The organism is Phyllobacterium sp. 1468 (assembly GCF_031455525.1).
Taxonomy (GTDB): domain Bacteria; phylum Pseudomonadota; class Alphaproteobacteria; order Rhizobiales; family Rhizobiaceae; genus Phyllobacterium.
Genome location: NZ_JAVDSX010000003.1, coordinates 418,816 through 445,180 on the forward strand (window position 1 = coordinate 418,816; position 26,365 = coordinate 445,180).

Sequence of the window (26,365 nt, forward strand, 5' to 3'; positions counted from 1 at the left end):
GGTACCAACAACCAAAAGAGGGGTTCACCTGAATGTTCAATTTACAAGCCAAATTTATCGGGGCTTTGGCGGCCGCCGCCATGGGTGCGTCCCTGGCCATGTCGCCCGCGAGCGCCGCGGACGACACGATCAAGGTCGGCATTCTGCATTCGCTGTCCGGGACGATGGCTATTTCCGAAACGACCCTCAAGGATACGATGCTGTTCCTGATTGACGAACAGAACAAGAAGGGCGGCGTGCTTGGCAAGAAACTTGAGGCTGTGGTGGTTGATCCTGCGTCTGACTGGCCGCTCTTCGCCGAAAAGGCACGCCAGCTGATCGAGCAGGACAAGGTCGCCGCCGTATTCGGCTGCTGGACATCCTCCTCGCGTAAATCGGTTCTGCCGGTTTTCGAAGAGCTGAATTCGATGCTGTTCTACCCTGTCCAGTACGAGGGTGAAGAAAGCTCGCGGAATGTGTTCTATACGGGCGCCGCTCCAAACCAGCAGGCTATTCCGGCAGTCGATTATCTCGCCAAAGAAGAGGGGGTCGAGCGCTGGGTTCTCGCCGGCACCGACTACGTTTACCCGCAGACCACCAACAAGATCCTGAAAGCCTACCTCAACGCCAAAGGCGTCAAGGATGAGGACATCATGATCAACTACACGCCATTCGGCCAGTCCGATTGGCAGACGATCGTCTCCGATATCAAGAAGTTCGGCTCGACCGGCAAGAAGACCGCCGTGGTTTCGACGATCAACGGCGATGCGAACGTCCCCTTCTATAAGGAACTCGCCAACCAGGGAATCAAGGCCGAAGACATTCCGGTCGTTGCCTTTTCGGTCGGCGAAGAAGAGTTGGCTGGTCTCGATACCAAGCCGCTCGTCGGCCACCTCGCAGCCTGGAACTATTTCCAGTCGGTTGATGCGGACGCCAATGCCGAGTTCATCAAGGAGTGGCATGCCTATACAAAGAACGACAAGCGCGTGACCAACGATCCGATGGAAGCAACCTATATCGGTTTCAACATGTGGGTTAAGGCGGTTGAGGCTGCGGGTACCACCGATTCCAATGCGGTTATCGATTCAATCGTCGGTACCTCCGTTCCAAACCTTTCCGGTGGCTACGCGACGATGATGCCGAACCATCACATCACCAAGCCTGTGCTGATCGGTGAAGTGCAGGACGACGGCCAGTTCGACATCGTCTACCAGACGCCCGGCCTCGTCGTCGGGGACGAATGGTCCGATTATCTTCCGGGCTCCAAAGACCTGATCTCTGACTGGCGCAAGCCCATGTCGTGCGGCAATTTCAACATTGTCAGCGGCAAGTGCGGCGGCGTTACCAACTAGGATTCGAACTCCCAGGCTTCGGGTCCGGGGCACATCCGAAGCTGGCTCCATCCCCACCTTTCGCGTGGGGATGGAGTTTCCGCCGAAATTTCAACACAGGATTGATTGATGCGATTGAACCGCCTGCTGTCCGTATTCGTTTTGATGCTTGGCGTCTGTTGTCATATTGTCCAGTCCAATGCGCAGACTGTTGATGACGCGAAACTGCGGCCGCTTGTTCAGGCGCTCGCTGGTGACAATTTCGAAAACACGACCAAGGCCATCTCGGACTTGGTCAAGACCGGCGATTCCCGCGTCTCCAAAATCCTCGATGCGCTCAGTGCCGGTGATCTCTACGTGGCCAAAGCCGACAAGACTGTCTTTCTTGGCAAACGCGACGGTTCTGACTACGCCGCAACCGATCCGCTGACCGGGGCAAAACTCGATCCCGTATCGCGGTCATCCGCCGAAAAGATCAAGGTCAACAATCGCTTGCGTCGTGATATCGCTGCCGCAATCGGCGGCCTGACGCTGATGAGTGACAATATCTCTGAGCGCCGTTCAGCCGCAGAAGCTATCCTGAAGACCCGCGATCCGGAGTCGATCCCGCTATTGGATCAAGCCATCGCCGCGGAAAAGGACGCGGGCGTTAAAGTGCTCATGCAACAGGCCAAAGCTGCTGCTGTTCTGAATTCCGACGCGGCGGACGATGTGAAAATTGCCGCCATTACGGAAGTGAGTGCCGGCAACAGCCGCGATGCTTTGGGTTTGCTCACTCCACTTGAGAGCGTGCAGGGTCCTGTTGGCGAAGCGGCGAAGGCGGCTATCGGCAGCATCAATACCAAGCTCGCATTCTGGAACGCCATCCAGAATGTCGTGTACGGCTTGTCACTGGGTTCGGTCCTGCTGCTGGCGGCCATAGGACTTGCCATTACGTTCGGTGTCATGGGTGTCATCAACATGGCACACGGCGAGATGGTCATGATCGGCGCTTATACGACATTCGTCGTGCAGCAGATCATTCGAGCTTCGGCACCCGGCCTATTCGACTATTCGCTGCTCATCGCGCTTCCTGCCGCTTTTGTCGTTGCCGGGGGGATAGGCGTGGTCATCGAGCGCGGCGTTATCCGCTTTCTCTACGGACGTCCTCTTGAAACGCTGCTGGCGACCTGGGGCATCTCGCTGGTACTGCAACAGGCAATTCGCTCCTGGTTCGGGGCGTCCAATGTGCAGGTCGGAAATCCCTCCTGGATGGCCGGGTCCTTCGATCTCGGCCTGCTTACGCTCACATGGTCACGCCTGTGGATCATCGTTTTTGCCCTATCCGTTTTCGCCATCCTGCAACTGGTCCTGAAGAAGACCATGCTTGGTCTGCGCATGCGGGCAGTTACCCAAAATCGCCGTATGGCCTCGTCGATGGGTATCAGGACGCCTTGGGTCGATGCGCTCACCTTTGGTCTCGGTTCCGGCATCGCTGGTATCGCAGGCGTGGCGCTTAGCCAGATCGACAATGTCAGTCCCAATCTCGGCCAGGGCTATATCATCGACAGCTTCATGGTTGTTGTCTTTGGCGGTGTGGGCAACCTTTGGGGCACATTGGTTGGTGCCATGTCGCTGGGCATCGCCAACAAGTTCCTTGAGCCTTTCGCCGGTGCTGTCCTCGGCAAGATCGTCGTGCTGGTGCTTATCATCCTGTTCATTCAGAAGCGCCCGCGTGGTCTCTTCGCACTCAAGGGAAGGGCGATAGAAGCATGATTACCCAATGGTTTTTCACCCACGTTGACCGGCGCGGCGGGATTGCCATTGCGCTGCTTGTCGCCATCGCGTTTCTCGTACCCCTTTCAAATCTCCTGTTGCCGGAAACTTCGCCCCTGCACATCCCGACCTATCTGGTTTCGCTGATCGGCAAGTACCTGACTTACGCGCTGCTCGCAGTCGCGCTCGATCTGGTCTGGGGTTTCTGCGGTATCCTTTCACTCGGTCACGGCGCGTTTTTTGCGTTGGGTGGCTACGCGATGGGGATGTATCTGATGCGCCAGATCGGCCCGCGCGGCGTCTATGCCGATCCAGTGCTTCCGGATTTCATGGTCTTTCTCAACTGGAAGGAATTGCCCTGGTTCTGGCACGGCTTCGATAATTTCTGGTTCGCGGCGCTGATGGTCGTGCTGGTGCCGGGCGCTCTTGCCTTTGGCTTCGGCTGGCTTGCCTTTCGCTCCCGCGTCACCGGCGTTTACCTGTCGATCATTACCCAGGCGCTGACCTATGCCCTGCTTCTCGCATTCTTCCGCAACGACATGGGTTTTGGCGGCAATAACGGCCTGACGGATTTCAAGGATATCCTCGGCTTCAACATCCAGGCCGGAACCACCCGGTCCATGCTGTTCGCGGCGACCGCTCTGTTTCTCGCGCTGGGCGTCTTCGTGTCGAGTTTCATCATTCGATCCAAGCTCGGCAAGGTTCTCGTCGGTGTCCGCGACGCGGAAAGCCGCATGCGCTTTCTTGGCTATCGTGTCGATCGCTACAAGCTGTTCGTCTGGACCATTTCGGCAATGATGGCTGGCATAGCCGGGGCGCTCTACGTGCCCCAGGTCGGTATTATCAATCCCTCCGAGTTCGAGCCGGCCAATTCTATCGAAGCCGTCATATGGGTCGCCGTGGGCGGCCGTGGCACAATTATCGGACCAATCATCGGCGCTGTACTGGTCAATTTTGGCAAGACCTATTTCACGGCCGCATTCCCGGAAATCTGGCTGTTCGCGCTGGGCGCGCTGTTCATCATCGTCACCCTCTTCCTGCCAAAGGGCATCCTCGGTCTCTATGGCTCGTGGAGAACAAAACTGGCTGACCGCGCCGCGCGAAAGCAGGACAGCGCGCCCCCGCCGGTAGCCGCCGAGAACGTGCACCTTCCCGAACCTCAGGCAGCGGAATAGATCATGAAAGCCCAGGATACCCTCCTCTATCTCGATGGCGTTTCGGTCTCGTTCGATGGTTTCCGCGCCATCAATAATCTGTCGCTTGTGCTGCAGACCGGGGAAATGCGCGCCATCATCGGCCCGAATGGTGCAGGCAAGACGACGATGATGGATATCATCACAGGCAAGACAAAACCGGATGCTGGCGACGTTTATTTCAACGGCGAAGTGGATTTGACCAGGCACGACGAGGCGGAAATCGCTTTGCTCGGCATCGGCCGCAAATTCCAGAAACCGACTGTTTTCGAAAGCCACACGGTTGAAGACAATCTGGTGCTGGCCCTCTCGGGTCCGCGTTCGGCGTTCTCAGCGCTCTTCCATCGACAGAGCGCGAATGAGGCCGAACGGATCGAGGATATTCTTTATACGATCCGCCTGAATGGAAAACGCGACTGGCTTGCGGCGAACCTTTCGCACGGCCAGAAACAATGGCTCGAGATTGGGATGTTGCTGGCGCAGGACCCGAAGCTGTTGCTGGTCGATGAGCCGGTGGCGGGTATGACCGATGCCGAGACCGCCGAAACAGCCAAGCTGTTGCGCGAAATCGCCAAGACGCGGTCGGTGCTCGTGGTCGAGCACGACATGCATTTCGTTCGCGAACTCGATGTAAAGGTGACGTGTCTGCACGAGGGCTCGGTGCTGGCTGAAGGCTCGCTTGATTTCGTCAGTAATGATCAGCGTGTGATCGAGGTCTATCTTGGCCGATAAAGCCCTGGTCCAAAGAAGTGGCTCCGTCCGGAATTTGCGTCAAAAGAGCAAGGAATTCTCCCATGCTGACAATTGAAAATGCGTCTCTGCACTATGGTGCCGCGCAAGCGCTGCGCGGTGTTTCCTTGCAAGTGGAACCGAAATCGATCACCTGTATCCTTGGGCGCAATGGCGTCGGCAAGACCAGCATGCTCAGAGCCATCGTCGGTCAGCACCCGCTTTCTTCCGGTTCGATCAGCTTTGAAGGATCGGTTCTGGGAAGGAAACCGCCCTATGATCGTGCCCGCGCGGGCATTGCTTTCGTTCCGCAGGGGCGCGAGATTTTCCCGTTGCTAACAGTCCGCGAAAACCTCGCAACAGGATTTGCTGCGGCGACGCGCGGCAATCGCAATGTCCCCCCGGAAGTTTTCGAACTGTTTCCGGTGTTGAAGACGATGCTCGGACGGCGCGGTGGCGATCTCTCCGGTGGTCAGCAGCAACAGCTTGCTATCGGCCGGGCGCTGGTGACGCGGCCCAAACTGTTGGTTCTCGATGAGCCGACCGAAGGTATCCAGCCTTCGATCATCAAGGATATCGGCCGGGCGATCCAGTTCCTGCGTGATCAGGCCGGCCTCGCAATTCTTCTTGTCGAGCAGTACCTCGATTTCTGCCGCGAACTTGCTGATCACGTCTACATTATGGATCGCGGCGAGATCGTTCATTCCGGCAATGCTGCGAGCCTCGATAGACCGGAAGTGCGCAAGTTCCTGACCGTTTGAAAAACTTGGCTTGCTGATTGTACAGGATCATCGCTAGGGTCGCTTCAAGAGGAGCAACCCTGCATGATCGACAAGCTGGAATTTTTCATCGCTTTGGCGCACCACCAGCATTTCGGCCGGGCGGCAGAAGAATGCGGCGTCACCCAGCCCACGCTTTCTGCAGCGATCCGCCAGCTTGAAGATACGCTCGGTGTTGTACTCGTGCAGCGCGCCTCACGCTTCAATGGCCTGACATCGGAAGGTCAGCGCGTGCTTGAGTGGGCCCGCCGCATTGTTGGCGATACCCGTACGATGCGCGAGGAAATCCGCGCCGCCCGCTTCGGCCTTGCCGGGCACGTAAAGATCGCCGCCATTCCGACAGCGCTCGCCATGGTATCGCGGCTGACAACGCCTTTCCGCGAAAAGCACCCGGACGTTACATTCTCCGTGACCTCGCGAACATCGCTTGAAGTTTTGACACTGCTTAGCAATTTCGAAATCGATATCGGTATCAGCTACCTGGATAATGAGCCGCTCGGACGCGTGACGTCCGTGCCGCTTTACACCGAGCGCTACCAGCTGATTACTTCGTCGGGCAACACCTACTCCGATCGGAAGTCGGTCACATGGGCGGAGGTGGGACAATTGCCGCTTTGCCTCCTCACCATGGACATGCAGAATCGCCGCCTCATTAACAAGCATTTGCAGGAGGCGGGGGTCGAGGTTCACCCGACACTCGAGTCTAATTCGATGATTGTGCTATTCTCGCACATAAGAACCGGAAAATGGGCGAGCATCATGCCCCTCAACCTTGCCGAGACGCTGGGATTTGCCGAACCGATCCGTGCGATACCCATCGTCGAGCCTGACGCGCGCCACCTCGTTGGACTGGTTGCTGCGGATCGCGAACCCCATACACCATTGGTTTCGGCGCTGTTGCACGAGGCCCGCGCATTGGCTCTGAGCATGAATATGGTTTGATAGAAAATTTCTATCGCTCAACGAGACTGAGGTATTGATAATACCACACATCTTTGATCTATTTGCGGACGTGGGGAAAAACAAGGGAGGGCGTTGCACGATATGCAAAGCGCAAGTACCGATATCGCCAGCAGAGCGATAGGCATTATCGATCAATTAAAGGGCAAAGAAGGCCCGCTGCTTCCGATTTTGCACGAGTTGCAAGGCGAGTTCGGCTTTGTTCCACCCGAGACGCTGCCGTTGATTGCGCAGGCCCTCAACATTTCCCGCGCCGAAGTACACGGCGTTTTTACGTTCTATCACGATTACCGCGATCATCCCGCTGGCAGGCATGTTCTGAAGCTTTGCCGCGCTGAAGCGTGTCAATCCATGGGCGGCGATGCGCTTGCCGACCGGACGCGCCAGCTTCTCGGGATCGATTGGCACGGGACGACCGCCGATGGCGCGGTGACGCTTGAGCCGGTCTATTGCCTCGGCCTTTGTGCATGCGCACCTACCGCGATGCTTGACGGCAAGGTGATTGGGCGTCTTGACGCTGAGCAGCTCGAAGAAATCGCGGCGGAGGTGCGGCTATGACAGTCACGTTTTACGTGCCGCGCGATTCCGGCGCCTTGGCGCTTGGCGCCGAGAAAGTCGCCAGATCCCTGCAGGCTGAAATCGACACACGCAACCTCGATGCGCGAATCGTTCGCAACGGCTCGCGCGGCATGTATTGGCTGGAGCCGATGGTCGAGGTTGAAACGCCAAACGGCCGTATCGCCTATGGCCCGGTCAAGGCCTCCGACGTGGCGGCACTGCTTGATAATGGCATGGCCGAGGGCGGGGTGCATCCTCTCTGGCTCGGCCTCATCGATCATCACCCCTTCCTTGCCAAACAGACGCGCCTGACCTTTGCCCGTTGCGGCATCACGGACCCCGTCTCCCTTGAAGATTATCGTGTCAATGCTGGTCTGAGGGGCTTGGAAAACGCCCTCAAACTGACGCCTGCCGAAATCGTGGCACAGGTGACGGAGTCCGGCCTGCGCGGTCGCGGCGGCGCGGGTTTTCCGACCGGCATCAAATGGAAGACCGTTCTCGAAACCGCGGGTTCGCAGAAATATATCGTGTGCAACGCCGATGAAGGGGATAGCGGTACTTTTGCCGACCGCATGATCATGGAAGGCGATCCGTTCGTATTGATCGAGGGCATGACCATCGCTGGCATCGCCGTCGGTGCAACGAAGGGTTACATCTACACGCGTTCTGAATATCCGCATGCCATTGCCGTCATGAACGAAGCGCTGCAGATCGCTCGTGAGGGCGGCGTGCTTGGTTCGTCTGTGTTGGGATCGTCCTATGCGTTTGACATCGAAGTCCGCGTCGGGGCGGGGGCTTATGTCTGCGGCGAGGAAACCGCGTTGCTGGAAAGCCTCGAAGGCCGCCGCGGCATTGTTCGCGCCAAGCCACCTCTGCCAGCGCATAAAGGCCTTTTCGGCAAGCCAACCGTCATCAACAATGTCATCTCGCTGGCTTCCGTACCTGTTATCCTGGATAAGGGCGCTCCTTTCTACAAGGATTTCGGCATGGGCCGTTCTCGAGGCACCATCCCGCTGCAAATTGCCGGCAACGTCAAATATGGCGGCCTCTTTGAAGCTGCCTTCGGTCTCACGCTCGGCGAAATCGTCGACGATATCGGTGGCGGCACGGCAACAGGCCGTCCGGTCAAAGCTGTGCAGGTCGGTGGCCCGCTCGGCGCCTATTTTCCGCGCGAACTCTTCGATACGCCCTTTGACTACGAAGCCTTCGCCGCAAGGGACGGCCTGATCGGTCATGCCGGTTTGGTGGTTTTCGATGACAGCGTGGACATGCTGAAGCAGGCGCGTTTCGCCATGGAATTCTGCGCAATCGAATCCTGCGGCAAATGCACTCCCTGCCGCATCGGTTCAACACGTGGCGTCGAAGTCGTCGATCGCCTCTCGGCCAACATCGAGCCCGATAAGCAGATCGAGGTTTTGACCGCCCTGTGCAACACGATGAAGTTTGGCTCGCTCTGTGCCTTGGGTGGCTTCACGCCCTATCCGGTCATGAGCGCTCTCACCCATTTTCCTGAAGATTTCCGCCCCGCGCCAATCGCCGTAGCGGCGGAATAGGAGCTGTTTCATGTCTCTCATCGAAGAAATCGACTACGGTACGCCGAAATCTCTTTCCGAAAAGATGATCACGCTGACCATTGATGGCAACGAGGTCACTGTGCCCGAAGGCACGTCGATCATGCGTGCTTCCATGGAAGCTGGCATCAAGGTTCCCAAGCTCTGCGCGACCGATATGGTGGATGCGTTCGGCTCTTGTCGCCTCTGCCTGATCGAGATTGAAGGCCGCAATGGCACGCCAGCCTCCTGCACGACACCGGCCATGGAAGGGCTGGTCGTCCATACGCAGACGCAGCGTCTGAAGAATATCCGTAAAGGCGTCATGGAGCTCTATATTTCCGATCACCCGCTTGATTGCCTTACCTGCGCAGCCAATGGCGATTGCGAACTGCAGGACATGGCAGGTGCGGTTGGCCTTCGCGATGTGCGTTATGGCTATGAAGGCGATAACCACGTTTTCGCCAAGGCAAATGACGTTGCCAATGATCGCTGGATGCCGAAGGATGAGTCCAATCCCTATTTCACCTACGATCCGGCCAAGTGCATTGTCTGCTCCCGCTGCGTGCGTGCCTGCGAGGAAGTGCAGGGGACCTTTGCACTGACCATCGAAGGCCGTGGTTTTTCCAGCCGCGTTTCGCCCGGCATGCATGAGAGTTTCGTCGATAGCGAATGTGTTTCCTGCGGCGCCTGTGTCCAGGCTTGTCCGACAGCAACATTGACCGAAAAATCCGTCATCGAAATTGGTCAGCCGGAACATTCGAAAGTGACGACCTGCGCCTATTGCGGCGTCGGCTGCTCGTTCAAGGCAGAGATGCGCGGCGAAGAACTGGTTCGCATGGTGCCCTGGAAGGACGGCAAGGCCAACCGTGGCCATTCCTGCGTCAAGGGTCGCTTTGCCTACGGCTATTCAACCCACAAGGACCGCATTCTCAACCCGATGATCCGCGAGAAGATTTCGGACCCATGGCGGGAAGTCACGTGGGAAGAAGCCTACAAACACGTCGCAAACGAATTCCGCCGCATCCAGTATCAGTACGGGCGTAATTCCATTGGTGGCATCACATCTTCCCGCTGCACCAATGAAGAAACATATCTTGTCCAGAAACTGGTGCGCGCGGGCTTCGGTAACAACAATGTCGATACTTGTGCCCGCGTTTGCCATTCGCCAACGGGCTATGGCCTCAGAACGACGTTCGGTACTTCTGCAGGCACCCAGGATTTCGACAGTGTCGAGCACACCGACGTCGTCATGATCATCGGTGCCAATCCTACGGATGGTCATCCCGTCTTTGCTTCCCGCTTGAAGAAGCGGCTGCGCAAGGGTGCAAAACTGATCGTCGTCGATCCGCGCCGCATCGATCTGGTGCGATCACCCCATGTTGAAGCTGCACAACACCTCCCCTTGCGTCCCGGTACCAACGTTGCCGTCGTCACCTCGATGGCCCATGTGATCGTTACCGAAGGGCTGTTCAACGAGAAGTTTATCCGCGAACGTTGCGATTGGGACGAGTTCCAGGATTGGGCAGCCTTCGTTTCTTCTCCGGAGCATAGCCCGGAAGCCATCGAACAGCTGTCGGGCGTTGATCCCCAGGCTTTGCGCGAGGCCGCACGGCTTTTCGCAACGGGCGGCAATGGCGCGATATACTATGGGCTTGGTGTTACAGAGCATAGCCAGGGTTCGACAACCGTTATGGCTATTGCAAACCTCGCCATGGCGACCGGCAATATCGGCCGCGAGGGCGTCGGCGTGAACCCGCTGCGCGGCCAGAACAACGTGCAGGGGTCCTGTGATATGGGTTCCTTCCCGCACGAACTTCCCGGTTACCGGCATATCTCCGACGAATCGACGCGCGACGTCTTCGACAAGCTCTGGGGCGTGAAGCTGCAGGACGAGCCCGGCCTTCGCATTCCGAATATGCTGGACGCAGCTGTTGATGGCACCTTCAAGGGCATCTACATTCAGGGCGAGGACATCCTTCAGTCAGACCCTGATACCAAGCACGTTGCAGCTGGTCTCGCCGCCATGGAATGCGTCGTCGTTCACGACCTCTTCCTCAATGAAACCGCCAATTACGCCCATGTCTTCCTGCCCGGATCCACCTTCCTTGAAAAGGATGGAACATTCACCAATGCCGAGCGCCGGATCAATCGCGTGCGCAAGGTTATGAGCCCGCTCAACGGCTACGCCGATTGGGAAGTCACGCAGAACCTTGCAAATGCCATGGGACTTGGCTGGAACTACAACCATCCTTCCGAGATCATGGACGAAGTCGCGCTGACCACTCCGAGTTTCGCAGGCGTTACCTACGACCTTCTGGAGAAGGAAGGATCAGTGCAATGGCCCTGCAATGAAAAGGCGCCCTTGGGCACGCCGATCATGCATATCGACAGCTTCGCGCGCGGAAAGGGCAAGTTCATCCGCACCGAATATGTCGCGACGGACGAGCGAACCGGACCGCGCTTCCCGCTGCTTCTCACGACGGGCCGCATCCTGTCGCAATATAATGTCGGGGCGCAGACACGCCGAACGCACAACGTCGTCTGGCATGAAGAGGATCGGCTGGAGATCCACGCTCATGATGCTGAGCAGCGCGGCATTCGCGATGGCGATTGGGTGAAGATCACCAGCCGGGCGGGCGAGACCACTCTGCGGGCGCTGATCACCGATCGCGTATCGCCGGGTGTGGTTTATACGACCTTCCATCACCCGACGACGCAGGCCAATGTCATCACGACCGATTTCTCCGATTGGGCGACAAATTGTCCGGAATACAAGGTCACGGCGGTGCAGGTCGGCGCTTCGAACGGTCCGAGTGACTGGCAGATCGAATATGACGAGCAGGCACGTCAGAGCAGACGTATTGCTCCCGTGCTGGACGCCGCGGAGTAGCCATGTCCGAGGAGCGCTCCACGCTGCTTGTCGTTCCGCGCATCACCCGCCGCCGCAAGGGTGCGGGTGATGTTTACGCGACAGACAACAGGATGGTGCCCGAAGAAACGCCGGTCGCTTTCAGTTACAATGGCACGACCCATGCGGTCATGATGGCGACGCCAGCCGACATGGAGGATTTCGCCGTCGGCTTCAGCCTGTCGGAGGGCATCGTTTCGCAGCTCGACGAAATCAGCGAAATTACCGTCGAGGAGCATGACGAGGGTGTCGATGTCCAGATCGTGCTCGCAGGTGAAGCGGGCCAGGAACTCACGGATCGCCGCCGCCGCATGGCCGGACCTGTCGGCTGCGGCCTCTGCGGCATCGAGTCGATCGAGCAGGCTCTGAAACCCGTCGCGTCGGTCGATAGAGCCAGGCTCAAGCTGACGCCGGATGAAATCGCGGAGGCGGTCAAGCTGCTCTCGCAGGTTCAGCCGCTGCATAGTGAAACCGGCGCTGTCCACGCCGCCGGGTTCTATGTTCCGGGCAAGGGAGTCGTTGCGGCGCGCGAAGATGTTGGCCGCCACAATGCACTGGACAAGCTGGCTGGGGCTCTCTGCCGCTCCGGTGTCAAGGGCAAGACTGGCGCGGTTGTCGTTACGAGCCGCGTGTCTATCGAAATGGTGCAAAAAGCGGCGATTATCGGTGCTCCGATTCTGATTGCCGTATCGGCGCCGACAGCCTTGGCGATCCGCACAGCGCATGCCGCGGGCATGACGCTTGTTGCACTTGTGCGCGGTGATGAATTCGATGTATTTACTCGCCCTGAGCGCGTCCCGGCCGCTTTGGCCCAGCTGGATGCAAAAGCGGCGGATGTGCTTCCCAAGCCGAATCCCGACTCCGCCGCATCGACTCTCGTTCAAAGTCCCACTGTAAGATTGGTGCAATATGGATAGTGAAAGCCACAAATCGACGGCGACCAAGCTCGTCTACATGGCCAACCAGATAGCGGCGTTCTTCCATACGCAGCCGAAGGACGAGGCGGTGGCAGGTGTTGCTGACCACATCAACCACTTCTGGGAGCCACGCATGCGCGAGCAGTTTTTCGCGATCCTCGAACAAGAGGATAACGGCTTTGATCCGCTGGTGGTTGAAGCCGCAAAACATATCCGCAAGCCTGGGCCGGTTCCGGCCTGACCAATTGCCTGGTGCTTGGGCGGTCTTGGGAGTTCGGACACTTTCGGTGTCTGGATGAGTTTTGCAGCTGCCGATAGTCTAATTCAAATTACACCGATGTCTGCAGGCGGCGCCTAGGTGGCCATTCTTGATCATTGACTGCCGAATAGCCTGCCTACGACAAGAACAAACGGGAGCCACAAAAGCAGGAATACGACATAGGGTGCAGAGCGAGTAATATAAGGCTCGTAGTCGGCCTTGGTATTTTTGTCGTCCCTCAGCATTTTCCCCCCTGCAACATTCATCTGTTCAGGCCAAAATGTTAATACGGCCAAGCAACTATGCAGCAAGCGGTGTTGGGCAACAATAGCTCCGCGGTCGTCAAAATTCATTATGAAGCAAGGTGTTACGTCCAATATGCTTTAGGGGCGCGCTGCTCAAAATCATTAGAGTTTTACCTATAAAGTTAATGTTTTCCGAATGCAGTTGTAATCAGTTTGTCTTCTTGATAGGCGAAACAGCAGCACCGCCTACCCTCCGCAAGGTCCCAATGCTTCGTCGATTTATCGGGCAAGAACCCAGTCCGCTCACCGGCATTGCCCTGGCGGCGCTCGGCTATTCGCTTTTTGCTATTCAGGATGCGCTGGTGAAGTGGCTGGTGTCAGACTATTCGGTGCCGCAGATCCTGTTCATGCGCAGTGTGATTATCGTCATGTTTGCTGCAATCATGGTGCGGCATGAGCGGCATCCGTCGATCCTGAAGAGTCCGCACAAGCGATCGCTCGCTATTCGCGCGGCACTGATGCTCGGCGCATGGCTTTCGTACTATTCCGCGGCGCGCCACCTTGGGCTGGCCGAAATCACCACCATGTATTTCTCCGCCCCGGTGATGGTTGTCATCCTGTCGATCTTTGTTCTGAAGGAGAAGGTGGGGCCGGTGCGCTGGATCGCGTCCATCGCGGGTTTCGTGGGGGTGATTCTCGCAGCAAATCCTGCGGAAACGCCTGATCTCCTGCCTGCCGGGATGGTCCTGTTTGCCGGTTTTTGCTGGGCGTGGAGCGTCATTCTCGTGCGCCTCGTCAGCCGTAGCGAAAGCACCTTCAACCAGATGATGGCCACGAGTTTCCTTTTCGCCGTTGTCTGTGGGGCGATGCTTCCATGGTTATGGAAAACACCGAATTTCAACGGCTGGATGTTGATGATCAGCCTGGGCCTGGTCGGCTCAGCCGGACAATATTTCCTCTATGAAGGGTTCCGTTACGCGCCGGCGTCGGCTCTTGCGCCCATCGAATATAGCGGTCTCATCTGGGCGTTTCTTTACGGTTATCTCATCTGGCATGAGGTGCCGCAAATCAACGTCTTCCTTGGCGCAATCCTCATAGTGGCCTCAAGCCTATCGCTCGTCTGGTGGGAGCGGCGCATGGCAATGGCAGCACGACGCCTGACTGTCTAGAGGCTCTATTGCCTGCATACCGTGCGTGGATCGAAGGGTAGATCGGCCAGCTGATCGAGGTCCATGGCCTGTAATGTCGGGTGCGCAAGTGGATCCCTTTGCCAGCTGGATTCGGGATCATCTCCGGACTCTGATTGCCGGCCGCAGAACCGTGCCGTCAGGGCTTGGAGCAGAAAGAAAATCTTCATAGTCTGACTCCCTTGCGTTCAAATATGCGCTATTCTGTCCGGGAAATGCAATTCACGCCATCCAGATTGGCGAAACCCTCGTAAAGAAAATCTTCATGAAGAATTTGAACAAGGTCCATCTCAACGGTTTGAAGGCAGTAGAGGCGATCGGACGTTTGGGCTCATTGCCCAAGGCGGCGGAGGAACTCGGCGTATCGGTCAGCGCGGTCAGCCAGCAATTGATACGCACCGAGGGCCAAATCGGACATGCCATCTTTGAGCGTACGCGTGGCGGGCTGGTGGCGACGCCATTCGGCAAAGGCTTTCTTGCCCGGCTGGAAGAAGGCTTTCAATCCCTGTCAAAGGCTGTCGCAATGGCTGATGCGACGGATCAGACGCTGATGCTGTCCGTCGCCCCTACCTTCGCCTCAAAATGGCTTGTTCCACGTCTTGGCCGTTTGCGCAGTGCCCATCCGGACCTCAAAATCCGTATCGATCCGTCACCAGGCATCGTCGATCTGAAGAGTTCGGACATCGATCTTGCCATCCGGCTTGGAAAGGGCGATTGGCGGGATGGGATTCCGGAACGGCTTCTGCCGCAAAGGATGTTTCCGGTCTGCACGCGGAATGTGGCTCTCAAGCTGAAGGGACCTGCCGACATCTTCGATCAACCGATCATCTGTTATGACAATCCGATGTTCAGTTGGGATGATTGGCAGGCCGCCGCCGGTCTCGAAGGACCGCTGCCTTTCGACGGGACAACTTTTTCCGATCCTTGGCTTGGGCTTGAAGCCGCAATCAGCGGGCAGGGCATCATGCTCGCCTGGGATCTGTTTGTCGAAGATGCCCTGGCGGACGGCAGGCTGGTTGCCCCCTTTCCCACGCGCGTACCGTCTTCCGTGGGGTATTGGCTGATCACACCAAACAACCGCAAACCAAGCCAACAGACGCTGCACTTCCAACGTTGGATTCGAAGCGAAATCGAGCGAGAGAATGCCACCGGATCGCATGATCTGTTGACAAGTTATTCCGAAGTTTGAACAGTGCCCCCACACCAAAATAGTGGCAGTGGGAGGACTTTATGTCTCTGCGTTCGGTCATCGGCTTTTCGGCCTTCCTTCTCACTCTTTTTGCTCTTTCCGCGCCGGTCGGCGCGGCGGAAATGAATCGCGATGTCGTCACGACGAAGGACGGCGATTACTTCGGTTTTGACCTGCGTACGGAACAGAATGTGACCCAGGATCAGTGCGAGCTGGTCTGTCTTGCTGACCAGTCCTGCAAGGCATTTACCTACAACCCCAAGGTGAAGTGGTGCTTTCTCAAATCCGATTTCAATCAGCTGAAAACGGCGCCGGGGTCTGTTGCCGGCAAGGTCGTGGAGACCGCCGATGAGCCCGATATCGGCGCCCCGCCAAAGCTGCAATTTGTATCGGACCAACTTGCGCAGGATGCACGGCAGGTCAGAGCGAGCCTGAGCCTCACCGACGATCAGAAGGCATTAGGTGCCCAAGGTCTCGTCGCGGTCGGACGGGCTGAGGTTGCCAAGGGCAACATCGAGAACGCTCTCAAGGCGTTTAGAGGTGCGTTGGCGATTACCCCCGACGATGGCCCGCTCTGGATCGAGACGGCACGCGCAGCCAATCGTGCCGAAAAAAATACCTATATCGCCGGACAGGCAGCGCTAGCTGCGCTCAACGGCTATCAGTTGACGCGAACGACCCAGAGCCGCGCAGACGCTCTGGCAGTACTCGGCGATGCGTTGCAAAACGCCGAGAATTACCGCGCCTCGCTTGAGGCGTACAAGGCCAGTCTCGCGCTCGTCAACGCCAAGCCGGTTGAGGCTGCCTATCTGGATCTGAGGTCGCGGCAGGGCTTCCGCGTCACCAATCATACCATCGACGCGGATAGCGTTAATCCCCGTGCTTGTGTCCAGTTCTCTGATCCTCTGGTGAAAATGGGCACGGATTATACGCCCTTCGTGACATTGAACGGAACTGCCCCGAAAGCGCTGGAGGCCAAGGGCAGCGAGATCTGTGTCGAGGGCCTTGAACATGGCCAGCGTTACAAGCTCGCCCTGCGTCCCGGGCTGCCCTCGGCGGTGGGTGAATCGCTTGAAGCGCCCGTCGATCTTGATATCTACATCAAGGATCGCTCCGCCATGGTGCGCTTTACCGGCGATAGTTTTGTTCTGCCGAGCACCGCGCGTCGCGGCATACCCATCGTTTCGGTCAACACGACCAGCGCCAATCTCAAGCTCTATCGCATCGGTGATCGAGGGCTGGCCCCGCTTCTGACCAGTTCGCAATTCCTGACGCAGATGGATGGCTACAGCGCCCAGCGCCTGCAGGACGAATCGGGTGAGCTCGTCTGGCAGGGCACGATCGATCTTCAGTCCGACCTCAACAAGGATGTCGTTACCAGTTTTCCAGTCGATGAAGCCTTGCCGCAACGCAAGCCCGGAGTTTATGTCCTGACTGCCGTCTCGCCTGATGCAAAGAGCAATGAATGGGATGCCCAGGCGACCCAGTGGTTCGTCGTCTCGGATATCGGCCTCACCACCTATGCTGGCAATGACGGCCTCAATGTTTTTGCGCGCTCGTTGGCGTCGGCCCAGCCGCTCATCGGTGTCGAGCTTCAGCTTCTTGCCAAGAACAACGAGATACTAGGCACTGCCGTCACCGATACAGAAGGTCGCGCTACATTTACCGCCGGGCTGATGCGTGGCACTGCAGCCACCGCTCCTGCAGTCATCACCGCCAAGAATGGCGACGCGGATTATGTCTTCCTCGACATGACACGGGCGGGCTTCGACCTTTCGGACCGGGGTGTCACCGGCCGTCCCGCGCCAGGCGCTATCGATATTCTGGCATGGACGGAACGCGGCATCTATCGCGCCGGCGAAACGGTGCATGCGTCCGCGCTCGCCCGGGATAACGCCGCAAATGCCGTGGAAAAACTGCCCCTGACATTTGTGTTCAAGCGGCCGGACGGCGTCGAGGATCGCCGTATGGTCAGTGACGGCGCAAATCTCGGCGGACATACGCTCGATCTGGAGCTGCAAGCCAACTCCATGCGCGGCACCTGGACGATGCAGATATTTACCGATCCGAAAGGGTCGCCAATTGCGGAAAAGCAATTCCTGGTTGAAGATTTCGTGCCAGACCGGGTTGAGTTCGATCTGACCAGCGACGCCAAATTCATTGAGATCGGCAAGCCAACGCCCGTCAGGGTCGACGGGCGCTTTCTCTATGGCGCTCCCGCTGCAGGGCTGGAACTGGAAGGCGAAGTCGCGCTGAAGCCGACACATGAACGCGCGGATTTCAAGGGTTATCTCTTTGGGCTCGCCGATGAGGAGGCGAGTGAAAATACGAGCATGCCACTTGAAGATTTGCAGCCACTCGACGAAAACGGCAAGGCGACGTTCGATGTCTCGGTGGCAGATGCTCCGTCCACCACGCAGCTCCTCAACGCAAATGTGGTCGTTCGCATGCAGGAAGCAGGCGGCCGTGCCGTAGAGCGCACACTGACGCTGCCGGTTAAGCAGCAGGGCTCAATGATCGGCATCAAACCGGAGTTCTCAGGTGCGCTCGCCGAAAACTCCATTGGCAAATTTCATGTCATTGCCGTCGATGAGAATGGCCAGAAACAGGCCATGCAGGGGCTCCAGTGGAAACTTATCAACGTTGAGCGCAACTATCAGTGGTACCGTGATGGCAGTTCATGGAAATACGAGCCGATCCTTTCGACCAAGCAGGTTGCGAATGGCGTGATCGATGCAACCGCCGATGGCGCTGATATTTCCGTCCCGGTCACGTGGGGTCAGTTCCGTTTGGAAGTCGAAACCGCGGCCGCCGATGGCCCCGCCTCCAGCGTTGAATTCGATGCCGGCTACTATGTCGCGGCCACTTCTACCGAAACGCCCGATGGACTTCAGATCGCTCTCGACAAGGAAAACTATGCTCCCGGTGAGACAGCGAAGCTGAAGGTTTCGCCGCGTTTCGCCGGCGAACTGCTGGTGACTGTCGGTGCCGAGAATTTGCTGGTGACGAAGCGCGCCAGCATTCCGGCCGAGGGTGGCGAAATTGATATTCCTGTCACCGCTGACTGGGGTGCAGGGGCATACGTCACGGCCACGTTGTTTCGTCCGGGCGACGCGCAGGAAACCCATATGCCGATGCGCGCCATCGGCGTGAAATGGCTCAACGTCAATCCGGGCGATCGCAAGCTCGCCGTAAAACTGGACACGCCGCCGAAGACCGAACCGCGCAAGCCGCTGAACATCGCCCTTCAGGTCACTGGTGCCGGTGCCAACGAGGGCGCTTTCGTCACCGTGGCCGCAGTGGACGTCGGTATCCTCAATCTTACCCGCTATGAAGCACCCAATCCGGATGGCTGGTATTTCGGTCAGCGCCAGCTCGGTCTCGAGATTCGCGACCTTTACGGCCGCCTGATCGATGGCTCGCAGGGTGCAACGGGCAAGCTGCGCACTGGCGGCGATGGTGCGCAGATGCCGATGCAAGGCAGCCCGCCCACCGAAAAGCTGATCGCCTTCTTCTCGGGGCCGGTCAAGCTGGATGCACAGGGTAGGGCCAATATTAGCTTCGATATTCCGCAATTCAACGGCACGGCGCGTGTCATGGCTGTCGCGTGGTCGAAATCGGGTGTCGGGCATGCTACATCCGACGTGGTCATTCGCGATCCCGTGGTCGTCACGGCCAGCTTGCCGAAATTTCTTGCCCCCGGCGACAAGGCCGCGCTACGGCTCGATATCGCCAATACCGACGCGCCGGCGGGCGACTACCAGGTGCAGGTCACCAGCAATCCTGCGGTGAAGGTTGAGCAACCGGCCGCGTCACAATCCGTCAATCTGGCTGCGGGTGGTAAGGCGAACCTTACCTTGCCATTGACGGGCAATCAGCCGGGCGACGGGGTCGTGTCAATCAAATTGTCCAACGCCGCTGGTCTCTCGCTCGAGCAGACTTTGAACGTTCCGGTCAGGCCGGCGACCCTGCCGATGACCGTGCGCCGGCCGATCAAGCTCGGACCCAACAGCAGTCTCAAGGTGGACAGCGAGTTGCTGGCTGGCAGCGTCCTGCACGGGGCTTCCGTCAGTCTCAATGTCACCCGCTCGGCCGCCTTCGATATTCCGGCCTTGCTGATGACGCTCGATCGCTACCCCTATGGTTGCGCCGAACAGACGACCAGCCGTGCCCTGCCGTTGCTCTATATGAGCGAACTCGCGAGGCAGTCTGGAATTGCCGACGACGGCGAGGTGCAGAAACGCGTGCAGGAAGCGATCTACCGTGTCCTGTCGTATCAATCCTCTGCCGGCAGCTTCGGTCTTTGGGCGCCGGGCTCCGGGGATCTCTGGCTTGATGCCTATGTCACGGACTTCCTCACGCGCGCTCGCGAACAGAAATACAGCGTCCCGGAACAGGCCCTGGTACAGGCGCTTGAAAACTTGCAAAACTCGCTGAGCTACGACGTGAACGTCAAGGATCAGGGCAATGAAATTGCCTATGGGCTCTATGTCCTGGCCCGCAATCGCAAGGCGGCCATCAGCGATCTGCGCTACTACGCTGACACGAAACTCGGCGAGTTCCCGACGCCATTGTCACGCGCGCATCTGGCCGCCGCCTTGTCGCTTTATGGTGATGCCCAGCGTTCGCAAAGCATTTTCACCAATGCCCTGCAACAGGCGACCACCGTGACCAATGTCAGCCTGGTCCGTTCGGATTATGGTTCATCCCTGCGGGACGATGCCGCAGTTCTGGCACTTGCTGCCGAGAGCCGGCCGGTCCCGCCCATCATCCCGCAACTGTCCAAGATCGTCGCCAACGAATGGGAACACAAGACCTATACGAGCACGCAGGAGCAAACATGGATGCTGCTTGCGGCGCGCGCCGTTCAGGATGGCGACAGGGATCTGCAACTCGATATCAATGGCGCCGCCCATAGCGGAGGCTATGCGGCACGATTGACCGGCGATGAACTGCTTGCCCAACCGGTGACCATCACCAATGCGACCGCCGAACCTGTGTCGGCGGTGGTGACGACGGTGGCATCCCCGTCGCAGCCGCTGCCTGCCGGCGGCGATGGTTTCAACATCGAGCGCACCTACTACACGCTCGATGGCAAGGAGGCCAATGTCAGCCAGGCCAGGCAGAACGAGCGCTATGTGGTCGTTCTGAAAGTGACCGAGAACAACAACTGGCCGTCACGAGTGCTGATCACTGATCTCTTGCCCGCCGGTTTCGAAATCGACAATCCCGGTCTCGTCAACAGCGCCAGCCTGTCGAATTTCGACTGGATCGGCGAAGTGGAGGCAGCGCACACGGAGTTCCGCAGCGATCGCTTTGTTGCCGCCTTTGACCGGGCGACGGGGGACAATGGCGAAATCACGCTGGCCTATGTGGTTCGTGCAGTAACACCCGGCACCTATGATCATCCGGCAGCCAGCGTCGAGGACATGTATCGTCCTCAGTTCTCCGCGCGCACGGCGACCGGTCGCATGGAGGTTATGGCAGCGCAGTGATGGAATTTGAATTGTGATGCAATGACGCTGTGCGTGGTAGAGGGAGGATAAATGAAAAGACTAATATTCTATCTCTCCTCCAATCTCCTTACCGCCGCCGTTCTTGCGTTTGGCCTCGACCTGGCTGACCGCGCCTTTCCACCGCCTCTGGAAAAGGCGCGGGAGGTCTCGACCGAGGTACTGGATGCGGAGGGCCAGCTGCTGCGTGCCTTTGCAACGTCCGAAGGCCGCTGGCGGCTCACCACGACAGCAAAGGATGTCGATCCGCAATTCGTTCGCATGCTCATCGCCTATGAAGATCAGCGCTTCTGGCAGCACCGAGGCATCGACCCCGTGGCGCTTGCCCGTGCCGCCGTGCAGTTTGTCAGCAATGGACGCATTGTTTCCGGCGCCTCGACGCTGTCCATGCAGGTTGCCCGGCTGATTGAGCCGCGTGAGGGCAGATCACTCACGGCGAAGTTTCAGCAACTGGTTCGCGCCCTGCAAATCGAGCGACGTTTGAACAAGGCCGAAATCCTCGACCTCTATCTTTCACTCGCGCCCTATGGCGGCAATCTCGAAGGCGTTCGCGCCGCAAGTCTTGCCTATTTTGGCAAGGAGCCGCGCCGCTTGACTGTTGCGCAGTCTGCTCTGCTCGTCGCCCTGCCGCAATTGCCGGAAAAACGCAGGCCCGACCGCAATCTCGCTCTGGCAGAAGCTGCGCGTGGGCGCGTTCTACACCGAATGGCGGTTGAGAAAGTTGTGGGTGAGGGCGAAGCCGAGCGGGCTGGTCTTGCGCCAATTCCGTCGCGGCGTTTGCAGTTGCCAACCTATGCAGCGCATTTGGCGGAGGCGGCCCAGCGCAAGGAGCCGTCCGTCAGACGGCATCTGACAACGCTGCATCGGCGCATCCAACAAGGATTGGAAGCAGTCGCACGGGACTCAGCGGGCAAGCTTGGTCCCAAGGTGTCGGTCGCCATGATCATGGCGGACGTGCGCACCGGGGAGATCGTCGGCGAGGTCGGATCGGCGGATTATTTCGATGCGAGTCGCTCGGGCTGGATTGACATGAGCCGGATCAATCGCTCACCAGGCTCAACACTCAAGCCCTTTATCTATGGCTTGGCCTTCGAGGATGGCCTGGTCAGCCAGGAAACCATCATCGAGGATAGGCCCGCCGATTTCTTCGGCTACCGGCCGCGCAATTTCGATATGAGCTATCAGGGCGATGTCAGCATTCGGCAGGCGTTGCAATTGTCGCTCAACGTACCGGCTGTCCGCTTGCTCGATGCCGTAGGACCGGCACGGCTGATGATTCGGTTCCGCCGCTCGGAAGTCCGGCCGGTGTTGCCGCCGAATGAAACCCCGGGTCTTGCCATTGGTCTCGGCGGTGTTGGCATTACCCTGAAGGATCTCGTGCAGCTCTATGCGGGTCTTGCTAATCGCGGCAGGCCGATGCAACTCGGCGATGGAATTCAGGACAAGCCCAATCCTATCGAAGGCGAGCCGCTGCTTGAACCGGTGGCGGCGTGGAACGTTGCCGATATTCTCTCCGGGGTCATGCCACCTCTCGGGTCGGGTCAGCGTGGCATCGCCTACAAGACCGGCACGAGCTATGGGTACCGTGACGCGTGGTCGGTTGGTTTCGATGGCAATTATGTTCTCGGCGTCTGGGTCGGCCGGCCAGACAATGGCGCGGTACCGGGTCTGACTGGCTTTGGGTCGGCCGCGCCGATCCTGTTCGAAGGTTTCGCCAAATCCGGTGTCGCCATTACGCCTCTGCAGCCCGCTCCAGCTGGTGCTACCCGCATAGCGCAGGCCCAGTTGCCGATAAGCCAGCGCCGGTTTTCGATGAATTCGAACGGCTTGCTTGCCTCTTCGACGCGGGAACCAGCACCGCAGATCGTCTATCCGCCTGAAGGCGCCCGCATAGAACTTGGGGCAACAACAGGCGGTGAAATCATGCCGCTGGCGCTGAAACTGCAGGGCGGTCGCGCGCCCTTCCGATGGCTCGCCAACGGTAAACCCCTACCGGAAACCTCACGCCGGCGCGTCAACCAATGGGTGCCGGACGGTGGTGGATATTCGACGTTGACAGTTATCGATTCAGTTGGCCGCGCGGCTAGCGTTCGGGTGTTTGTCGATTGATATGAAAAGGCGGCGCCATGGCGCCGCCTTTTCAAAATAGCTTCCGATCAGCGCGCCTGTACAAGTGCCGAAATGATACCCGACGTGATGCTGATCAAGGCGTAATCATTGTCGGCCCTGACCCACTGGTAGCCGCGCGGCGGCGTCTTCAAATGATAGCGGTGATAATCGCGCACGACATTGCGGCGGTAAGTCGAGGGGAGTGCGTGGCCGCGCGACCAGCGGGTCTTCTTCACCACCACGGTTTTCGTAACGACCTGCTTCTTTACCACGCGGTCCTGCTGATGACCGTAATGGCCACCCTTGTAATTCTGTTGTTGGGCGAACGCGGCAGGGGTCGCGATCAGGGAGATGGCAAGTGCTGCCAGAGCGATCTTTTTCATTTCGTTTCCTCGTCAGTAGCGCGGCTTGATCTAAACCACGGGTTGTCTTGGGACACCCCGGTTTTAGGCCTGACGAGATGAACGAAAACTGAATATCAATCTAAACAATTTGTAATGTTTTAAATAGCTTATCGACGGTTTCTGAAGCCAGCAAATGAATATCAGCCGTAGCGGCTGATATTCAGTGGCAGCGGGTCCACATCCGGCGATTTACCGGAAATTATATCGGCAAGCACGCGGCTAGAGCCGCAGGACATCGTCCAGCCAAGCGTTCCGTGGCCGGTGTTGAGATATAGATTCGAATATCTCGTACCGCCACCGATTATGGGCGGACCATCCGGCGTCATCGGTCGCAAGCCCGCCCAAAAGCTTGCCTTGCTCAAATCGCCACCTTTCGGAAACAAATCACCGACCGAATGTTTCAGCGTCGCCTGTCTTGCATCCCGCAAGGCGAGATCATAGCCCGAAATCTCTGCGGTACCGCCAGCGCGAATCCGGTCGCCGAGCCGCGTGATGGCAACCTTGTAGGTTTCATCCATGATGGTTGAAACCGGAGCCGCGTCCTCATCGGCGATCGGAACCGTGATCGAGTAGCCCTTCACCGGATAGACCGGAATATGCACATCGATGCGCCGCAGCAAGAATGGCGAGTAGCTGCCGAACGCAACGACATAGGCGTCTGCCGTCAGTTCCTCGGTCTCGGTCGATACGCTGGCGATCCGACTAGTGCTGGTGTTGATGGACGTGATCGTGGTGTTGAACCGGAATTTTACTCCGGCGTCGGCGCAGAGAGCCGCGAGCCTCTCGGTAAACATCTGGCAGTCGCCGGTTTCATCGCCGGGCAGGCGCAAACCGCCGACAAATTTGCCTTTGACATGTGCCAGTGCCGGTTCGGCCGCAACACATCCCGCAGGATCCAGAAGCTCGTAAGGTACGCCAAATCCTTTCAGCACTTCGATGTCGCTGGCACTTCCGTCATACTGCTTCTGCGTGCGGAAGAGCTGCAAGGTTCCCTGGGTGCGTTCATCATAGGGAATCGAGACTTCCGAACGCAACGCCTTGAGGCAGTCGCGGCTGTATTCAGCGATGGGGACCATGCGTGACTTGTTTCGCGCATAACGCGCAGACGTGCAATTGCGCAACATCTTGGCCAGCCAAAGCGCCATGTAGGGGTCGAATTTTGGCCGCACGACAAGTGGGCCGAAATGCATCAGCATCCATTTGATTGCTTTGACCGGTACACCGGGTCCGGCCCATGGCGAGGAATATCCCGGCGATATTTCTCCGGCATTGGCAAAGCTCGTCTCGCGCGCCGGTCCGGGCTGCCGGTCGATGACAGTGACCTCATGGCCGGCCTGCGCCAGATACCAGGCCGATGTGACGCCGACGACGCCACTGCCAAGGACGAGAACTTTCATAACCGGGGAACTCCTTCGAAAAATTCAAAACCTGAAGACGACTCGCACTGTGTGTTGGTGAATTGTTTCTTTCCAGACATTTCTTTCGTCATGTGCGGAAATGTCATGGTTCTCATGCCGGCGCCAGAATCTGGACAAAATAAAAGGCCGGGAAAACCCGACCTTCTCAAATTCGTCTCTGCTATCAGTGCCAGTACATCCGTGGTCAAAGACCGCGAAGACGAATTATTTATCAGCCAGCCTGAAGCTGATCAGCAGTCATCTTGCCGGACTTGTTGTCACGGACCAATTCGAAGCTGATCTTCTGACCGTCATTGAGGCTGCGCATACCAGCGCGCTCAACGGCAGAGATGTGTACGAATACATCTGCTGAACCATCATCTGGTTGAATGAAGCCGAAGCCCTTTGTGGAATTGAACCACTTTACTGTTCCAGTGCTCATGATGAACCCTTTCAATGGAAATATTTCAATACAGGGCACGACGCGCCATGCAGTTTTTAGCTCGATTTTTGAAGAAGGATCTTTCAGAGCGCCTGTGGCGCAATAAAACTAATTACAAACTACCAAATACCGATAGGCGATACATAGGGCTAAGCGCTTGTTTCGTCAATGCCAGAGCCTGAGAAATAATCGCGAAAGACTGAACTAAAGTCTATTTCCCAGTCTTTTCGGGACTTTTTTATTTCGAAATATTTTCGCCAGCCGGCATTGGTACGCGAATATAAGACGGCAACCGATTCGTCATTGCGCGCAATCGAGTGACGCCCAGGGCTTGGATAGTAACCGCTACCTGGCTTTGACAGCTGGCCGGCTTGTTTTCTTTGCTTTTGGAGCAGCCGGTGGGCGGGCAGCGGTTTCCGCTTGGTCCTCAGCTTCCTTCGCAAGCCGCAAAGCCTTGAGGCGTGCCGTCTTGCTTTCCCACTTATGTGTTTCATCATTGATGATTGCGGAAGCCGCAGCGGTGGTTGCCAGACTTTTCTGTTCCGAAGGGCTCAGGATCCGTTTCGGGTGGACGCCAACTTCAGGCATCTGTTTTGGACTATGTTTCATTGCATCTCGCATTATTGGATATACAACCATCGCACGCGAAACCTTCCAAGTCTATCGTGCTGTCGTTTGACGCGTCGAACCTGTTCCGGGTTTCCAGCCCCGGGCAAACCCATAGGACATGGCGAGGGAGGCATACTCGATTTCCCGCAAAAGGAATTCCCGCTCCGCCAGCAGGGCGGCGATTGTCGCTCGTGCGTCGCCTTGATGATACGCAAGAGCCTCTTCGATTTCGTCTTCCGGTTGTTGCGACATAGCGTTCATCAGAATCTCCTTTTTCAGGAAGATTGCCACAACCTTGCATATATGAAAAGGAATTTGTTCCTGTTTTGTTCGCATTTATGCCGAGCCC

20 protein-coding genes are annotated in these 26,365 nt (G+C 57.8%); 15 read left to right on the forward strand and 5 right to left on the reverse strand.

The window, feature by feature from the left end:
- The first annotated feature begins 80 nt into the window (after positions 1-80).
- The 15 genes from urtA to pbpC all read left to right on the forward strand — a co-directional run bounded on the left by urtA (position 81) and on the right by pbpC (position 23,164).
- Positions 81-1,331 carry an urea ABC transporter substrate-binding protein gene (gene urtA, locus J2X72_RS11180; RefSeq protein ID WP_370637266.1) on the forward strand — a complete coding sequence of 417 codons (1,251 nt, stop codon included), beginning with the start codon at positions 81-83 and terminating at the stop codon, positions 1,329-1,331.
- Positions 1,332-1,439: 108 nt separating this feature from the next.
- The gene (gene urtB, locus J2X72_RS11185; RefSeq protein WP_310071865.1) at positions 1,440-3,065 is read left to right on the forward strand and encodes an urea ABC transporter permease subunit UrtB; all 1,626 of its coding nucleotides are present in this window, start codon (positions 1,440-1,442) and stop codon (positions 3,063-3,065) included.
- A complete protein-coding gene (gene urtC / locus J2X72_RS11190; RefSeq protein WP_310071868.1) occupies positions 3,062-4,240 on the forward strand; it encodes an urea ABC transporter permease subunit UrtC in 1,179 nt (392 codons plus the stop codon). Before urtB ends, urtC begins: the two co-directional genes overlap by 4 nt.
- Before the next feature lie 3 nt (positions 4,241-4,243).
- Positions 4,244-4,990 (forward strand): urea ABC transporter ATP-binding protein UrtD, encoded by a 747-nt coding sequence (gene urtD / locus J2X72_RS11195; RefSeq protein ID WP_112525931.1) that lies wholly within the window; start codon positions 4,244-4,246, stop codon positions 4,988-4,990.
- A 62-nt stretch (positions 4,991-5,052) separates the two neighbouring features.
- Complete coding sequence (gene urtE / locus J2X72_RS11200) at positions 5,053-5,748, forward strand: urea ABC transporter ATP-binding subunit UrtE (RefSeq protein ID WP_310071870.1); 696 nt, start codon at positions 5,053-5,055, stop codon at positions 5,746-5,748.
- A 63-nt stretch (positions 5,749-5,811) separates the two neighbouring features.
- Positions 5,812-6,708: a LysR family transcriptional regulator gene (locus J2X72_RS11205; protein ID WP_209997822.1), complete on the forward strand. Its 897-nt coding sequence runs from the start codon at positions 5,812-5,814 to the stop codon at positions 6,706-6,708.
- A gap of 102 nt (positions 6,709-6,810) precedes the next feature.
- Entirely contained in the window at positions 6,811-7,284 is a 474-nt protein-coding gene (locus J2X72_RS11210; RefSeq protein ID WP_310071873.1) for a formate dehydrogenase subunit gamma, read from the forward strand.
- Positions 7,281-8,837 (forward strand): NADH-quinone oxidoreductase subunit NuoF, encoded by a 1,557-nt coding sequence (locus J2X72_RS11215; protein WP_310071877.1) that lies wholly within the window; start codon positions 7,281-7,283, stop codon positions 8,835-8,837. The genes J2X72_RS11210 and J2X72_RS11215 overlap by 4 nt, the downstream gene beginning before the upstream one ends.
- A gap of 10 nt (positions 8,838-8,847) precedes the next feature.
- The gene (fdhF, locus tag J2X72_RS11220) at positions 8,848-11,727 is read left to right on the forward strand and encodes a formate dehydrogenase subunit alpha (RefSeq protein ID WP_310071880.1); all 2,880 of its coding nucleotides are present in this window, start codon (positions 8,848-8,850) and stop codon (positions 11,725-11,727) included.
- 2 nt (positions 11,728-11,729) lie between these two features.
- Positions 11,730-12,662 (forward strand): formate dehydrogenase accessory sulfurtransferase FdhD, encoded by a 933-nt coding sequence (fdhD, locus tag J2X72_RS11225; RefSeq protein ID WP_310071883.1) that lies wholly within the window; start codon positions 11,730-11,732, stop codon positions 12,660-12,662.
- Positions 12,655-12,903, forward strand: coding sequence for a formate dehydrogenase subunit delta (locus tag J2X72_RS11230; RefSeq protein WP_112525917.1), 249 nt, complete (start codon positions 12,655-12,657; stop codon positions 12,901-12,903). Before fdhD ends, J2X72_RS11230 begins: the two co-directional genes overlap by 8 nt.
- A gap of 529 nt (positions 12,904-13,432) precedes the next feature.
- Positions 13,433-14,335: a DMT family transporter gene (locus J2X72_RS11235; RefSeq protein WP_310071888.1), complete on the forward strand. Its 903-nt coding sequence runs from the start codon at positions 13,433-13,435 to the stop codon at positions 14,333-14,335.
- Positions 14,336-14,618: 283 nt separating this feature from the next.
- Positions 14,619-15,542 (forward strand): LysR substrate-binding domain-containing protein, encoded by a 924-nt coding sequence (locus J2X72_RS11240; protein WP_209997816.1) that lies wholly within the window; start codon positions 14,619-14,621, stop codon positions 15,540-15,542.
- Positions 15,543-15,583: 41 nt separating this feature from the next.
- Positions 15,584-21,037, forward strand: coding sequence for an MG2 domain-containing protein (locus tag J2X72_RS11245; protein ID WP_405044693.1), 5,454 nt, complete (start codon positions 15,584-15,586; stop codon positions 21,035-21,037).
- Positions 21,038-21,088: 51 nt separating this feature from the next.
- Entirely contained in the window at positions 21,089-23,164 is a 2,076-nt protein-coding gene (gene pbpC / locus J2X72_RS11250) for a penicillin-binding protein 1C (protein WP_310071893.1), read from the forward strand.
- 47 nt (positions 23,165-23,211) lie between these two features.
- Here the strand turns inward: pbpC and J2X72_RS11255 are convergent, their stop codons facing one another.
- The 5 genes from J2X72_RS11255 to J2X72_RS11275 all read right to left on the reverse strand — a co-directional run bounded on the left by J2X72_RS11255 (position 23,212) and on the right by J2X72_RS11275 (position 26,277).
- Positions 23,212-23,547 carry an RcnB family protein gene (locus tag J2X72_RS11255; RefSeq protein ID WP_209997812.1) on the reverse strand — a complete coding sequence of 112 codons (336 nt, stop codon included), beginning with the start codon at positions 23,545-23,547 and terminating at the stop codon, positions 23,212-23,214.
- 161 nt (positions 23,548-23,708) lie between these two features.
- A complete protein-coding gene (locus tag J2X72_RS11260; RefSeq protein ID WP_310071898.1) occupies positions 23,709-24,965 on the reverse strand; it encodes a D-amino acid dehydrogenase in 1,257 nt (418 codons plus the stop codon).
- 232 nt (positions 24,966-25,197) lie between these two features.
- Complete coding sequence (locus J2X72_RS11265; RefSeq protein ID WP_091881096.1) at positions 25,198-25,407, reverse strand: cold-shock protein; 210 nt, start codon at positions 25,405-25,407, stop codon at positions 25,198-25,200.
- 345 nt (positions 25,408-25,752) lie between these two features.
- Entirely contained in the window at positions 25,753-26,016 is a 264-nt protein-coding gene (locus J2X72_RS11270; protein WP_310071910.1) for a hypothetical protein, read from the reverse strand.
- A gap of 51 nt (positions 26,017-26,067) precedes the next feature.
- Positions 26,068-26,277 carry a hypothetical protein gene (locus J2X72_RS11275; protein WP_310071912.1) on the reverse strand — a complete coding sequence of 70 codons (210 nt, stop codon included), beginning with the start codon at positions 26,275-26,277 and terminating at the stop codon, positions 26,068-26,070.
- Between the last annotated feature and the right edge of the window lie 88 nt (positions 26,278-26,365).